12 protein-coding genes and 5 pseudogenes are annotated in these 14,373 nt (G+C 67.2%); 10 read left to right on the forward strand and 7 right to left on the reverse strand.

The window, feature by feature from the left end; translation table 11 throughout:
- Positions 1 to 120: 120 nt before the first annotated feature.
- Complete coding sequence (locus OG798_RS02235) at positions 121 to 1,932, forward strand: reverse transcriptase/maturase family protein (RefSeq protein ID WP_328756053.1); 1,812 nt, start codon at positions 121 to 123, stop codon at positions 1,930 to 1,932.
- A 73-nt stretch (positions 1,933 to 2,005) separates the two neighbouring features.
- Here the strand turns inward: OG798_RS02235 and OG798_RS02240 are convergent.
- Positions 2,006 to 2,718 (reverse strand): annotated as a pseudogene (locus tag OG798_RS02240) (IS110 family transposase); the annotation flags it as partial.
- Positions 2,719 to 2,720: 2 nt separating this feature from the next.
- Here OG798_RS02240 and OG798_RS02245 point away from each other — a divergent pair.
- Positions 2,721 to 2,963, forward strand: a pseudogene (locus OG798_RS02245) (cation transporter); the annotation flags it as partial.
- A gap of 348 nt (positions 2,964 to 3,311) precedes the next feature.
- Here the strand turns inward: OG798_RS02245 and OG798_RS02250 are convergent.
- Positions 3,312 to 3,626 (reverse strand): VOC family protein, encoded by a 315-nt coding sequence (locus tag OG798_RS02250; protein WP_220788972.1) that lies wholly within the window; start codon positions 3,624 to 3,626, stop codon positions 3,312 to 3,314.
- Positions 3,627 to 3,662: 36 nt separating this feature from the next.
- On the opposite strand from OG798_RS02250, the gene OG798_RS02255 reads away from it, so the two are divergent.
- Complete coding sequence (locus OG798_RS02255; RefSeq protein ID WP_328756054.1) at positions 3,663 to 4,070, forward strand: hypothetical protein; 408 nt, start codon at positions 3,663 to 3,665, stop codon at positions 4,068 to 4,070.
- 199 nt (positions 4,071 to 4,269) lie between these two features.
- Here the strand turns inward: OG798_RS02255 and OG798_RS02260 are convergent, their stop codons facing one another.
- The 5 genes and pseudogenes from OG798_RS02260 to OG798_RS02280 all read right to left on the reverse strand — a co-directional run bounded on the left by OG798_RS02260 (position 4,270) and on the right by OG798_RS02280 (position 7,278).
- Positions 4,270 to 4,401 (reverse strand): hypothetical protein, encoded by a 132-nt coding sequence (locus OG798_RS02260; protein ID WP_328756055.1) that lies wholly within the window; start codon positions 4,399 to 4,401, stop codon positions 4,270 to 4,272.
- 147 nt (positions 4,402 to 4,548) lie between these two features.
- Entirely contained in the window at positions 4,549 to 4,707 is a 159-nt protein-coding gene (locus OG798_RS02265; protein ID WP_413253501.1) for a LexA family protein, read from the reverse strand.
- A gap of 188 nt (positions 4,708 to 4,895) precedes the next feature.
- Positions 4,896 to 4,994, reverse strand: a pseudogene (locus OG798_RS02270) (LexA family protein); the annotation flags it as partial.
- A gap of 344 nt (positions 4,995 to 5,338) precedes the next feature.
- Entirely contained in the window at positions 5,339 to 5,596 is a 258-nt protein-coding gene (locus tag OG798_RS02275; protein ID WP_328756056.1) for a hypothetical protein, read from the reverse strand.
- Positions 5,536 to 7,278 (reverse strand): hypothetical protein, encoded by a 1,743-nt coding sequence (locus OG798_RS02280; RefSeq protein ID WP_328756057.1) that lies wholly within the window; start codon positions 7,276 to 7,278, stop codon positions 5,536 to 5,538. Before OG798_RS02280 ends, OG798_RS02275 begins: the two co-directional genes overlap by 61 nt.
- 167 nt (positions 7,279 to 7,445) lie before the next feature.
- Between OG798_RS02280 and OG798_RS02285 the strand changes: the two are divergent.
- From OG798_RS02285 to OG798_RS02315, 7 genes and pseudogenes are all read left to right on the forward strand, one after another.
- Positions 7,446 to 8,391: pseudogene (locus OG798_RS02285) on the forward strand (IS630 family transposase); the annotation flags it as partial.
- A gap of 102 nt (positions 8,392 to 8,493) precedes the next feature.
- Positions 8,494 to 9,774, forward strand: coding sequence for an IS21 family transposase (gene istA / locus OG798_RS02290; protein WP_328755811.1), 1,281 nt, complete (start codon positions 8,494 to 8,496; stop codon positions 9,772 to 9,774).
- On the forward strand, positions 9,774 to 10,592 hold the full coding sequence (gene istB / locus OG798_RS02295) for an IS21-like element helper ATPase IstB (RefSeq protein WP_328755810.1): 819 nt from the start codon (positions 9,774 to 9,776) through the stop codon (positions 10,590 to 10,592). Before istA ends, istB begins: the two co-directional genes overlap by 1 nt.
- A gap of 293 nt (positions 10,593 to 10,885) precedes the next feature.
- On the forward strand, positions 10,886 to 11,038 hold the full coding sequence (locus tag OG798_RS02300; RefSeq protein ID WP_183121263.1) for a hypothetical protein: 153 nt from the start codon (positions 10,886 to 10,888) through the stop codon (positions 11,036 to 11,038).
- Between the two features lie 290 nt (positions 11,039 to 11,328).
- Positions 11,329 to 12,094: pseudogene (locus OG798_RS02305) on the forward strand (transposase family protein).
- Positions 12,095 to 12,163: 69 nt separating this feature from the next.
- Entirely contained in the window at positions 12,164 to 12,409 is a 246-nt protein-coding gene (locus OG798_RS02310; protein WP_010988952.1) for a DUF2283 domain-containing protein, read from the forward strand.
- Between the two features lie 270 nt (positions 12,410 to 12,679).
- Positions 12,680 to 14,203 carry a MauE/DoxX family redox-associated membrane protein gene (locus OG798_RS02315; protein WP_328756061.1) on the forward strand — a complete coding sequence of 508 codons (1,524 nt, stop codon included), beginning with the start codon at positions 12,680 to 12,682 and terminating at the stop codon, positions 14,201 to 14,203.
- The last annotated feature ends 170 nt before the right edge of the window (positions 14,204 to 14,373 follow it).

The raw sequence follows: 14,373 nt of genomic DNA on the forward strand, positions 1-14,373 counted from the left end.
GGTGACGGAGTGCCCGTAGTAGTCGCGGAAGTTTCGATCCGCCAAGGAGCCCGGGAAAGCCGGAGCACAAGGCGAAGGGGCACAGGTGAAAGGGATGTCCAGTGAAGGGAGGTATGCGTAATGCAGAATGCCGAAACGGTACTGGACGTCATTCGAGAGCGTGGCAGGAAGGGACTGCCACTGGAAAGGCTGTATAGGAAGCTGTTCAACCCGCAGCTATTCCTGATGGCTTACGGGCGCATCTACTCGAACAGAGGGGCGATGACGCCGGGAGTCACCGGAGAAACCGTGGACGGCATGTCGCTGGCCAAAATAGACGCGATCATCGGGCGCCTACGCTCGGAGTCGTATCGCTGGTCGGCGGTGAAGCGGGTTTATATACCGAAGAAAGTCGGGAGGCGGCCTCTGGGCCTACCTCCATGGTCGGACAAGCTGGTCGCCGAGGTTGTGCGGCTCCTGCTGGACGCCTACTACGACGTCCAGTTCTCCGATCATTCCCACGGATTCCGCTCCGGCCGGGGATGCCACACCGCGTTACGCGAGGTGGTCAATACCTGGAAGGGGACGCACTGGTTCATCGAAGGGGACATCTCCGACTGCTTCGGCAGCCTGGACCACGAGGTCATGCTCGCGATCCTGGCGGAGAAGATCCACGATGGCCGGTTCCTGCGGCTGGTCGGTCACATGCTGAAGGCCGGGTATCTGGAGGACTGGAAGTGGAACGCCACCTTGAGTGGCGCCCCACAGGGCGGGGTGGCCTCGCCTGTCCTGTGCAACATCTACCTGGACCGACTTGACCAGTTCGTGGAACAGCATCTGATCCCGGACTACACCCGCGGGAGGCGTCGTCGTCCCTATCCGCCCTACCGAGACATCGAGAACCGGATCGACACGGCGAAACGGCGTGGGGACCTGGGAACGTTGCACGCGCTTCGGCGTGAGCGCCGTCTCCTGCCCAGCCAGGACCCGGACGATCCCGGCTACCGGCGCCTTCGGTACGTGCGGTACTGCGATGACTTTCTCCTGGGGTTTGCCGGTCCCAAGCACGAGGCCGAGGAGATCAAGTCCCAGATCCGTACGTTCCTGCGTGACGAACTCAGGCTGGAACTTTCTGAGTCGAAGACGCTGATCACGCATGCCTCCAGCCAGGCGGCACACTTCCTCGGCTATGAGGTCAAATCCCAGCATGCCGACACGAAGATCACCGCCGGACGCCGAGCGGTGAACGGCGAAATTGGGCTCTACGTGCCGATGGCCGTCATCCGGGATCGGTGTGCTCGCTATATGCAGCGGGGCAAGCCCTGGCACCGCAACATGCTCCTGCACGATGCCGACTTCACCATCGTCGACAAGTACGGAGCGGAGTATCGGGGCATCGTCCAGTACTACCTGATGGCACAGAACGTGTGCCGCCTGAGCCGCCTGCGCTGGGTCATGACAGTTTCCTTACTCAGGACCCTGGCTGCGAAACACGACTCCACCGTCAACAAGATGGTGCGCAAGTACAAGGCGACCGTCGATACTCCTGACGGACCGAGAAGGTGCTTCGCAGTCGTGGTGCAGCGCGAGGACGGCAGGAAGCCACTGGTCGCCCGCTTCGGCGGAGTCACTCTGCGGCGGCAACACACCACCGTTATGTCCGACGTCCAGCCGGTCATGGGGAATCGGAAAAACGAGCTGATTCGTCGGCTCCTTGCCGGACGCTGTGAGATGTGCGAGGCAACGACAGGGCTGCAAGTCCACCACGTCAGGAAGCTCGCAGACCTCAAGCGACCAGGCCGACCGGACCCGGGTCCGTGGATTCGCCAGATGGCAGAACGCAGGCGCAAAACCCTCGTGGTTTGCCAAAAATGCCACCAGCGCATCCACGCGGGACGGGCCACAGTCTCCACTCGGAATCGATCACCGGAGAGCCGTGTACTGGGAAACTAGTCCGCACGGTTCGGGAAGGGGCCGTCGGAAAAGGACCCGAGCCATGGGTACCTCGTCGGCGGCCTACTTCACCAGCGTCCGGGTGCTGAGGGAAAGCCTCTTCGACCGCCTCAGCCAGGTTATCGGCAGCAGTGCAGGCGGCTTCCATCTGGATGAGGAGAGCGAGCATCTGTTTGCCGAGCGCGTCCTCGACGGGCAGAGGCTGATGGGCCCAGTCAGCCCGGAAGATGTCGCGAAGCCGTTCGGCTTCGGCCTCGACCCCGCGCTGTCGGCCAGCCCGCTTGAGGGCGGCCTGGAGCTGGGTGCGGGTCAGCCGGGCCGCGCGGGTCGGGGTCGGAGCCGTCCGGAGGACCTCGCGAACCTCGGTCCGGCACAGACCGTTCTTCCACCCGTCGGCCGCTGCCAGGGCGGAGGGGTAGTACTCGCGCAGCAGGGAGCGGAGCTGGTTGGCAATCTGTCGGGTAGCCGGTTCCAGGTGGCATCCTGCTGGGCCCGGGCGAGGACGGCGACCGCCTGGGCAAGGTCGTCGCTGTCGTTCGGGAGCGGCCGGGGGGCGCGCATATCGGTGCGAAGAATGTTCGCCAGAACCAGGGCGTCGCCGGGGTCGGACTTCTTGCGCGAAACGGAGTGACGGTCGCGATAGCGGGAGGCGGCCATCGGGTTGATCGCGAACCCCTGCCGCTTGCCGGTCCGTAGCACGGCGACCAGCTGGCCGCGGGAGGTCTCGAACGCGACGGGAATCGGGGTCTCTTCGGTGTCGCCGCACTCGGCGAGCAGGTCCACCAGGCCTGTCCCCCGTGCTTCTGATCGGCCTGGTCCTCAACGCCACCCTCGGATGGTCCTGGGCCGACCCCATCGCCGCCCTGGTCATCGCCGCCATCGCCATCAAGGAAGGCCGAGACGCCTGGCAGGGCAAAGGCTGCTGCGCGACCCCGGCCACCGCGACGGCCCCGGCCGCCGGCGCCGAGGCGGACGCTTGTGGCTGCCGTTCCGGCTGCGACTGCCGCAACTGGCCGACCACCAATTGCTGAGCGGTGATGAGGCTCCTTGAATCTCGCCACCCCTGCTCGGGGTACTCCGCAGAGTTGCTCACTTTGGTTCCCCACCCGCGGGCGACCGCCGGCCGGATACCACTCGGGAGGGACGCCTGATCGCCGGCCGCAGGGCTGCGTCCTTTCCGGGACCAGGACGCCTTCGACGACAACTGAGCGTCGGCCGGCGACTGCCTCTGAACTGAAACGGCGTTCGGACGCCGTCCATGGGCGTCGAGGCCATCACGGGCGAGTCGCCTGCATTCTCGTGTCGGTGCTGGGGCTGCCGCCTTGAATCGGAGCAAGCCGGACCACCGCCCGTCAACGCGACCTTGCGAAAAGCCCAGGTCAGTCCTTGGAGTGCTGCCACGCCTTGTACGTGAACTCAAGGCTGTACCCATCAGGATCGAAGACGCTGGCCGCGTAGTACCCAGGAGCGTAGTAGGGACGGTCCGCGGGTGCGCCGTTGTCGGTCGCGCCCGCCGCCATGGCCGCCGCGTACGCCGCGTCGACCGCCTCCTTCGACGGCGCGGTGAAACCGACGTGCGCGGCACGCCCCTCACTGACCCCGTCGCGCAACCAGAACACAAAAGCCGTGTCGGTACCGAACCCCTTGAGGTCGGGGTGGCCCTCCGGACCGGTCGAGCCGTCGAAGTCGATCACGCTTACTTCGGCAACAAGGAGCAACTGTTCGACGCCGTGATCGACCGGGTGCTCGACGTGGGCGCGGAGACAGTGCCCTTCGACGCCGAGGACATCCCCGGAGTCGCGGGACAGATCTTCGACAACCTGATCGCCCACCCCGACCTGATGCGGCTGCTCTCCTGGAAGCTGCTGGAACGCCCCGGCGCCACCGACCAGGAGGTCGCCACCTACACCGCCAAGACCACAGCCGTGGCGGCGGCCCAGGAGCAGGGTCGAGTCGAGCCGGAGCTCGGCCCGGAGGACCTGGTGGCTTTCGTGCTGGCGCTGACCCAAGCCTGGTTCAGCCTCACAGGCGGCATGAGCCCAACCAGCGGAAGCGACCCATGGTCAACGCGACGATTGGCCCGGCACCGCGACGCCGTCGTCGACGCAGTACGGCAGATCACCACACCGCACAGATAGAACAAGTGGCGGATCACTCACACTGGCTGCCCAAGCTCGTCGACGACGGCACTGTCGAAGCTCTCGGCCATGTTCACCAGGCCGTCGACTTGCTGCCGCCGGGGTGACCGAGCACGGACTGGACGACATGGTCGCAGCCGTGCTTCGCGCCAACCGACCGAAGTAGGCCTAGGACCGCGAGAGGCCGGCGCGGCGGGCCTCAACCGGCGACTGCCGCCAGGGGCGAGAGGCTGGCGACCTCGGCGATCGCCTCCGCCGAGGGATGGAAGTAGTGGCGGACGTTGTCCGCCTTGCGGTGCCTCGACTTGGCCTCGCGGGTGCGGCTCAGCAAGCCGGAAACCGTCCGGCCTGATGCTGACCATGTGCTGACGCGAGCACGGCGGCCATGGCTCTGACCTGCGGAAACGCTCAGACGCTAGGCCTTGTATGCGGCATCACGCCGGGTGCCCGCTCTGCTTCACGAGCCCGTGGACGGGACTCAGACCTTGCGCATCACGGCCGTGACGATGCCAAGGATCGTGGCGCCGTTGCCGCAGATCGGTTCGGAGCTCACTGTAGCTTCGCCTTCCAGCATGGCCGCCACCACGTCCCCCTGGTCTGCGGTTGGTTGAGCCCACACGACGACGAGGTCGCCCATGCGGGCCCCCTTGATCCAGGCACTGGGCACTGGCATTCGATCGGAGGCTGCGGGCCTCAATGGGACGGTGCGTCCCTTACCTGATCGAGTGATAGCGCCACACCTGTTGCGCGCGGTAGCGCCCTCCACACCACTGCTGAGCTGCACCGATCCTCATCGGATCACGCTGCACGACGGTTGCCCCCGCTGGAAGTGACGATGTCGCCGTGGTCGGCACTGTCCTGCCTCCTCACGGTCACGATGTCGCCGTCGCAGATCGCCGCGTCGATCACGCTGTCACCGGAGACCGGAAACCGACGAGTTCGCCGAATCTCGGAGGGCTCTGCCTGGGAACTGGTGGCGATCCTGCCTCTACGGCGTTGAGCCTGACGTGGGTTCACTCGCTACGACTGTGGGGTCGGCGGGCTCTCGGCCCCCCCTACGGCCGGCCGTCAAGGCGCGACGGGGCTACGACGTCGTCAAACGGCCCCGGCATGACGACTCGAAGCGGCCCCGTGCCAGCGTGGCCCGGTCTCTGCCGTAGCCAGCGAAAGCCGCTGCTGCACTAGTGGGGCCAACTCGAGCCGCCCGGGCGGGGGTGCGCCGGAGTTCAGGGTCAGACCGCCACGGCCGCCCGGCGGGGTGGCGGTGTTCAGCGCCGGGCTGCCACGGCTGCCGCGGCCGCGGCCGCGGCCGCGGCCAGGATGCGGTACAGGACCGGGACCGGGATCGCCGGATTGGTGACCGCCTCGCATGCCGTGTCGCGGTCGTGCAGCAGCCCGGCAAGGACGCGGGCCGGCAGCTGCGGATTGCGTATCGCGGTCCCGCGGACGTAGTCCGCTGGGTCGTTCAGCAGCCGCACCGCGTCGGCCGGTGACAGCCGGGGGTCCTCGGCCGCGCGGCGGCGCACCTCGGCTTCTGGGTCGCGGGCGAGACGTGCGACGTCGGCAGGCGTGGACTCCGGATCGTCCAGGGCCAGGCGGCGCATCCGCCCACCGGGGTCGCCGGCGTAGCGCAGCAGGCCCGTACGGGGGAAGTTGGGGTGGCTGCGGGGGCGGTCGGGGTGACTGAAGCTGCCGTCCCACCAGCTCCAGACCTCCAGCAGCATCTCGGCCGGCGGGCCGGCGCGTCATCGCACGATTCGGCGAGGAACAGGCGGACCGTCCGGTCCTCGTCCCGCGCCAGACGCTCCACGACGTCCGGTGGAAGATGCCGGGCACGGGCCACGCTTCGGCGGATGAGCGGATGGGACGATACGGCGAGGCGGCGCATCGCGTCGGCGTCACCGTGCAGGCCCTCGACCCAGGGCACAGTGCGCGACATCGACGTCGGGTCGAAGTCGTAGCGCACCGCGGCACGCTGCTCCTCGTTGAGGTCGGGCCGCAGTGCCACCGCCGAGCGGATGTCGTCGTATGGGTCCTGCGCCAGGACGGCGACGCTGTGTGCACTGAGCAGCGGGTTGGTGGCCAGCGCTCGGCGTACCTCCGCGTCCCCGTCCCGGACCAGATCCGCCTCCAACCCGGGTGCGAGACGGCACTGTTCGAGCGCGCGCCGGGGCGTGGGCAGCGCGGTGAAGACCTCGCGAGGCATGGGGACGCTGGTGTGGTGGGCGAGCAGCGCCGCCGTTCGCACCGCGTCGTCGGTGTCGGCGAGCAGTCGCGCCCGCAGCGGCGCGGCGAGGTCTTCCCACCGGGCGCAGGCAGTCGCCCGCACCTCGGGATCGGCGTCGGCCGTGAGGCTGGGGAGGTGGTGTGCGGGGAGCCCCGGGAGTTCGGCGGCCTGAGCGCGGGACGGGCCGGCGAGGAGGTCGTCGTACAGGTCCCCGGGGAGTTCGACCCCCCAGGCGCAGGCATGCTCGGCCCAGAGCACGCGCCGGCTCGGCGACGGTTCGGCGCGGACCAGGCGTATCCACTGATCGGATGTGAGCTTGGGCCGGAAGGTGTCGGCGGGCGTTGAGCGCACCCGCGGATCGGGATGCGCCACGGCGGCGTCGAGTACGGCGGGCCGGTCGCAGCCGTGCAGGAAGCCCTCCGCCACATCCAGCAGCCGGATCAGCAGCTCGTCCGGCGCGGCCGGATTGGACCCGATCCCCTCCGCCCAGTGCAAAGGCCATGCTGGCTGGCCGGGCACCGCCGCCCACACCTCGGCACGCTCGACCTCCGTCTCGCGCCCGGCGGCCGCGGCGGCCTCCTCCAGCCGCTCCGGCAGTCGGTCGAGGGCCGTCACCCGAGGCCCGTCCGCGCCCGGTACCTCCGCCAGCAGCACCTGCCCGTCGAGGGAGAGCGCCACGAACCCGGGGTCGCCGGTCAGCCCCGGCACACCGCCGCCGGCGTAGCGGACCCGCGTCCACCAGGAGTCGTTGCCGCCGATCCGATGTCCGAGGACAGCCACCAGGAACTCGCCGTCGGCATCTGCAAGGCGGCGCCACCACGCGGTGTCGAGCGCTTCCCGGACCGCGCCGTCCGGCGCCGCGATCCCCCGCGCGATCCGCCAGCCGGCCTCCGGCGGGAACAGGCTGCCAGGGGGCATCTCCTCGACGACCGTGAGTCCGGCGCATGGGAGCAGTTCGTGGAGTTCCTCTCGGTGTTGCACGCGGTCATGATCCCCGCCGACTCACGGTGGGACAAGGCCCTCAGCCCAGGCGCAACCGGCCCTCACCCGCGTACACGTCATTGGCTGCGATGTCGTTCGGCCCAGCCCGGGCGGCTCGAGTTGGCCCCACTAGTGTCCTGCGCCAGTAGTTGATCGTCAGTAGTTGCGTGACTTCTGCTGCTGGTGCGTCAGTTCCTCGTCGGGGCCCAAAGCTGGAACCGTTGCTGCTGTCTGATGATGAGCGGGCGGTGTTGGAACGGTGGACGCGTCGGGCGACATCGGTCCAGGCCCTGGCCCTGCGCGCGCGGATCGTGCTGGCGTGCGCGGGCCCGGAGGTACCGCCGATCGTCGCGGTCGCCCGGGATCTGCGGGTGACCGCGGACACCGTCCGCAAATGGCGCCGACGCTTCCTCGCCGAGCGGCTGGACGGGCTCCGGCCGGGCCGACCGCCCACAGCTCCCGAAGAACGCCATCCACTGGTCACGGACATCGATGGCGCGGCACAGTGGTCTGTCGAAGTCGACCGTGGGCCGGATCTGGCGGCAGTTCCAACCCAAGCCGCATCTGGCGGACACCTTCAAGCTGTCGACGGACCCGTTGTTCGTGGAGAAGGTCTACGACGTCGTGGGCCTGTACTTCAACCCGCCCGAAGGGGCGGTGGTGCTCTCGGTGGACGAGAAGTCGCAGATCCAGGCCCTGGACCGGTCCCAGCCGGTGCTGCCGATAATGCCGGGCATGCCCGAGCGGCGCACCCACGACTACGTGCGCAACGGCCTGACCACGCTGTTCGCCGCGTTCGATGCCGCCACGGGTGAGGTCATCACTGCCCTGCACCGCCGGCACCGGGCCGCGGAGTTCAAGAAGTTCCTGATCCGGATCGACAAGGAGGTGCCCGCTCACCTGCAGATCCATCTGATCGTGGACAATTACGGCACTCACAAGACTCCAGTGATCAAGTCCTGGCTGGCCAAACACCCGCGGTTCGAGCTGCACTTCACCCCGACCGGCTCCTCCTGGATCAACCAGGTCGAGCGGTGGTTCGGCTACCTGGCCCACCAGATGATCCGCCGAGGCGCACACAAGAACATCCAGGCCCTCGAAGCCGACATCCGTGTCGGCGACGGGTGAATCGTGACCCTCTGACGGCGGATCAAAACTGACCCACTTCGTGGTCTTCTGACCAACCTGATCTTGATCGAAGGTCAGGAGAAGAGGGTGATTTCCGTGGAGGACTGGGCAGAGATCCGCAGGCTGCACCGGGCCGAGCAGATGCCGATCCGGGCGATCGCCCGGCAGCTGGGCATCTCGAAGAACACCGTGAAGCGGGCCCTGGCCACGGACCGGCCGCCGGTCTACTCGCGGCCGCCGAAGGGCTCGGCGGTCGACGCGGTCGAGCCGCAGATCCGGGAACTGCTGAAGCAGACCCCGACGATGCCGGCGACCGTGATCGCCGAGCGGATCGGCTGGGAGCGCGGGATGACCGTCCTCAAAGAACGCGTACGCGAGCTGCGGCCGGCCTATCTGCCCGTCGATCCGGTCTCGCGCACGACGTATCAGCCCGGCGAGCTGGCTCAGTGCGACCTGTGGTTCCCGCCCGTCGACATCCCGCTCGGATACGGGCAGAGCGGCCGGCCTCCGGTGCTCGTGATGGTGTCCGGCTACTCGCGGATCATCGCCGCGCGGATGCTGCCCACCCGCACCACCGGCGACCTGATCGACGGGCACTGGAAGCTTCTGACCGGCTGGGATGCAGTGCCGCGGATGCTGGTCTGGGACAACGAGGCCGGGATCGGCCGGGGCAAGGTGACCGGGGACTTCGCTGCGTTCGCGGGCCTGCTCGCCACCCGGATCTATCTCTGCCGGCCTCGCGATCCCGAAGCGAAAGGGCTGGTGGAGAGGGCGAATGGCTATCTGGAGACCAGCTTCCTTCCCGGCCGCACCTTCACCGGGGCCGATGACTTCAACACCCAGCTGACTGCCTGGCTGGCCGTCGCCAACCGGCGCCAGCACCGCACCCTGGGCGCCCGTCCGGTTGACCGGTGGGAGGCCGACCGGGCCCAGATGCTCGCCCTGCCGCCGGTCGACCCGCCACGCTGGTGGCGTTTCGCGACCCGCATCGGCCGCGACCACTACATCCGCGTCGACACCTGCGACTATTCCGTGCACCCCTTGGCCATCGGCAAGAAAGTCCAGGTCCGCACCGACACCGACGAAGTCATCGTCACTCTCACCCCCGGCGGGGCGGAAGTCGCGCGCCATCCGCGGTGCTGGGCCAAGCAGCAGACCATCACCGACCCGGACCATGCCCGCGCCGCCGCCCTCCTGCGCGGCGACTATCGCCACCACCAAGCCTCCCAGGCCCTCGCCGCCCGTGGGCAAAACGCTGCGACAGCCAGTGATCTCGTCGAGGTCGAGCAGCGCCAACTCGACTCCTATGACCGCATGTTCACCCTCATCGAGGGTGGCGGCGGACACGACGAGCCGGAGGTCTCCTGATGCCCGCCACCACCAAGACCGCCGCCGCGGACAAGCCCAGGACGGGCCGTCAGACCGCCGCCGACCTGTCCTTCCTCGCCCGGGCGATGAAGGCCCCGGCCCTGCTGGACGCTGCCGAGCGGCTGGCCGAACGCGCTTTGAAGGAGACCTGGACGCACACCGAGTTCCTCGTCGCCTGTCTCCAGCGGGAGGTCTCCGCCCGTGAGTCCCACGGCGGCGAGGCCCGCATCCGCACCGCCCGCTTCCCCGCGATCAAGACGATCGAGGAACTCGACGTCACCCATCTGCGCGGCATCACTCGCCAACAGCTCGCGCATCTGGGCACGTTGGACTTCATCGCCGCGAAGGAGAACACCGTCTTTCTGGGACCGCCGGGCACCGGGAAGACGCACCTGGCGATCGGGCTCGCGGTCCGCGCCTGCCAGGCCGGTCACCGGGTCGCGTTCGCCACTGCCGCCGAGTGGGTCGACCGCCTGGCCGCAGCCCACCACGCCGGACACCTCCAGACCGAGCTCACCAAACTGTCCCGCTATCCGCTGATCGTGGTCGACGAGGTCGGCTACATCCCCTTCGAAGCCGAGGCCGCGAACCTGTTCTTCCAGCTGGTCTCGAACCGCTATGAGAGAGCGAGCGTGATCGTCACGAGCAACAAGCCCTTCGGACGCTGGGGCGAGGTCTTCGGCGACGAGACCGTGGCCGCCGCCATGATCGACCGCCTCGTCCACCACGCCGAGGTCCACTCTCTCAAAGGCGACTCCTACCGCATGCGCGGACGCCAACTGGGACGCGTCCCCACCGCGACACACGACACCGACTGAACACCGGCAACCAGACCCGGTGGGTCAGAACTCGACCGTCCAAACTGGGTCAGGATTCAGCCGCCGCCGACAATCCGGGCATGGGTCAAAGACTGGAACGAAAACCCCAAGCCGTTCATCTGGACCAAGACAGCCGAAGAAACTCTCGACTCCCCCGCCCACTTCTGCCGACGGTTCTCCGGCGCAGGACACTAGCTAGCGGGCATGGTCGACCGGACCAGATCCCGTCTGACCGCGAGTACCTCCCGCGGCGCATCGAAGCCGGTGGCGCCCACGACAACGCCGTTCTCCAGATGTTCGAAGAGCAGCCCGCGCGCTGTCGCCTTCCGCCGGACGTCACCGGTGCTGCCGGTTCGACCGGCGTGCTGGAAGCGGATGTCGTGTCAGAGCATCTGCGGGAGCAGTTCGAGGGGGTGATCTGGAAGTTCCGCTCAAGCAGTCAGTGATTCCCTACGGAACGATCATTCGCAATTCCTAATTGGCAGCCGAGTCGTCGTGGAGCACCGGGCGGCCAATCACTGAAAGCCACAAGCGGCAGAGCCTTTTGAACCACACCCGGCACCCTGGGTGGGTCAACCATACGAAGGGCTCACCGCATCCCGCAGAACAACGTAGGGAGGCTTTTCCAACCTGGTTGCGTAGCACGTCGGTTGGCTAAAGGCCGCGTTGAGGAAAGGGTGAAGCTCCTGGTAGATGGGTTGTCGACCAAGATCAACCTGTCCGCCCGGAGCTTCACGTGCTTGTCTACCCATCGGGGATCGATCTGTCCAACTCGACCCTGCGCTACCTGTCCGACCTGCTGAGAGCCCGGCGGCGTGAGCGCGGCACACGCTGGCGCCGCCTGACCGCGGACCGACAGGCTCTGCTCGCGCTGGCCCATCTGCGTTGCGGGCACACGTACGCCCAGCTCGCGGCCGGCTTCGGGATCGGGCTGGCCACCGTCTACCGGTACATAGTCGAGGCGGTTGAGGTCCTGGCCGCCCTCGCCCCCACACTCCAGCAGGCCATGACCGTCGCCGCCAACAAGGCATTCGTGATCCTGGACGGCACCCTGCTGCACATCGACCGCATTGCCGCCGACCGCCCCTACTACTCTGGAAAGCACAAGCGCCACGGCATGAACGTCCAGGTCATCGCCGACGCGTTCGGGCGCCTGCTCTGGGCCTCACCTGCCCTGCCAGGTGCCGTCCACGACATCAAGGCCGCACGCACCCACGGCATCATCGAAGCTCTCACCCAAGCCGGCATCCGGACGTGGGCCGGCAAGGGATATCAGGGAGCTCAGGGGACGATCCGGGTGCCTCACCGGGGGCCGCTGGAGCACACTCCCAGCCGGGAAGCGGGCGGTGAACTCCTCCCACGCCAAGACCCGAGCCGTCGGAGAGGAGGCCAACGCCACCCTGAAGAGTTGGCGGCTCCTGCGCAAACTCCGTTGCAGCACCACCCGCATCACCGACATCGTCAAGGCCGTCCTGGCCTTGCACCTCGCCACGGCAGCCTGAGATCGCTGCGGCCGGAGGCATGGACAAGGACAGCGCCACCATCCATGACAGCAAGGGAGACCGCTCACCGTGACAGACGTCAGAGTCACCTACGACAAGACCGTCAACGCAGCGTACGTATACCTCACCGAACCGCAGGCCCGCGTGAAGTCCGCGCGCATGTATCCCTGCGATCCAGTGGACGTCGACGGCATGATCAACCTCGACTTCGACGAGCAGGGCCGCCTCATCGGCATCGAGGTGTTGGCGGCCAGTTCAAAACTGCCCGAGTACCTGCTCCAGTCCGCGGAGCGACTTGACACCGAAGGTGCATGACCAGCCGAGCACCACGCTCGCGGCGAACAGGTTGGAAAAGGCTCAGTAACTACCCGGCCTTGGGCAAATTTCGGAACCTGCCGAGGACCTTCAATGGACGCCGTTGATGTCGATCGGCCACCGGGCTCACGGCCGTCTGGGTGAGTCTGACCTGTGGAGTGTTGTTCGCGGCCTCGCAAGGCGGTACGAGTCGTTCGGGGCGCCGTGGTGTGTGTGCGTGATGCCTGCGCTCCGTCCGGAGGGCGTCCAGAACGATTGGAGTGAGCGGGCATGGTCCTGGCAGCACGGCTGGTGTTGGCTGCGGTCTTCGGGGTCGCGGGGATCGCCAAACTCATGGACCGCGAGGGACTGCCTCGCGCAATCGCAAGCTTCGGCCTGCCAGCTCGAACAGGGAAGCCGCTTGGATACCTTCTCATCTCCTGCGAGTTCGTCACAGCCCTGGCCCTTATCGTCAACCCATGGGCAAGAATCGGTGCGCTTGGAGCGCTCGGACTGTTGCTGACGTTCTGCCTGGCCATCGTGGTGAGCATCGCACGCGGCCGGACCCCGAATTGCCACTGCTTCGGAGGGCTACGCGCCACGCCGGTCGGGTGGGCCACGCTCGCACGCAACGGGCTCCTCGCAGCTACGGCGGGATTCGTCGCAACCGACGGGCGTGCCCCATGGTTCTTCACGGGCCTAGGGACCATCGCAGCGACGTGTTGGGTGGTACTAGAACTCAAGCGATCCGGGAAAGTGCGACCGGGCATGGTCACACCGGGCTTTTCACTGCCTGACGCAACGGGACAAGTATGGACTCTCGAGAAACTGTTTGCCGCTGCGCATCAGCCACTCCTGCTTCTCTTCACTGATCACGCGTGCGGCGCGTGCGACGCGTTGCTGCCACAGGTGGCCCGGTGGCAACAGGCCCATGCAGAACGGCTGACCATCGCAATCGTGAACGGCGGTCCCTCCGCAGACAGCGTTGCCCTCTCACGTGAGCACGGGCTGCGTAACCTACTGGTAGACGAAGACCGAATGCTGCTCACCACTTACGGTCTGACCGCCACACCCAGCGCAATGCTGATCGACACCGACCGGATCCTCGCCGCCGCGCCAGCAGCAGGGGCAGCAGAGATCGCCGACCTGGTGACCAGGGCACTCCAACCGCGTGGTAGATCAACGATCGCACGACGCGCGCTGTTGTTCGCCTCGGCCACGATGGTGCCCACCGTCATCTCCACCCGTGCGATGGCCCGCGGTGTTACCGGGGCGAACTGGCGCCCAAAGCAAGTGAAGTTCGCTGGGGGATGGCTCTGCAAACAGCGCTACGCGCTGTGTACTAAAGCCGCCTGCAAACCCTCGCTGAGCGACCCGAACGTCGTCATCTGCCGCTGCGTGGTGGAATACGGCTACTCCTACGGCTATAAGTCGTGTGCAAAACGGGCACCAGTCGGCAGAAGATTGGTATCGACGTTCTCGACACAAAACACGAACCATCATACCCGAACCATGACCTGCACACCCCGAGCACAATGGGCAAACTGTCTGGACGTGGACTGCGAAATCGACCCGCGCAACCCGACCCACGCTGTGTGCCGCTGCAAGTCCGTGGAGAGCGGTGACTTTTTCACATTCGGGGGAAACTGCGACACCAGCACCTGCACCTCCGTGATTTGGTCAGCGGCAACACCACCCGGAGTCCCCTTCCAAGCCGCGATGGAGAGCATCGGCCTATCAGTCACACTCCCCAAAGCATGCCCGACAGGCACGGACGACGATGACCTTCCGCCTAGCGGGCTGGAGTTTCAATGACCGAGTCAACGCTGTGGCCGCCCTTCGCAAGTGAGGGCGGCGCCTCGTCCCGTAGGTCGTCTGTGCCTCAGCCGACGAAAGTCAGCCACGACGGCGGGCACGCCGACCGATCAGGTGCGCCTGTGTCTCGCTGCGGCCCCGCCGGCCTCAGCCACGCTGCTGGCTTTGTG

The sequence above is a fragment of the Streptomyces sp. NBC_00271 genome (genome assembly GCF_036178845.1).
GTDB lineage: Bacteria > Actinomycetota > Actinomycetes > Streptomycetales > Streptomycetaceae > Streptomyces.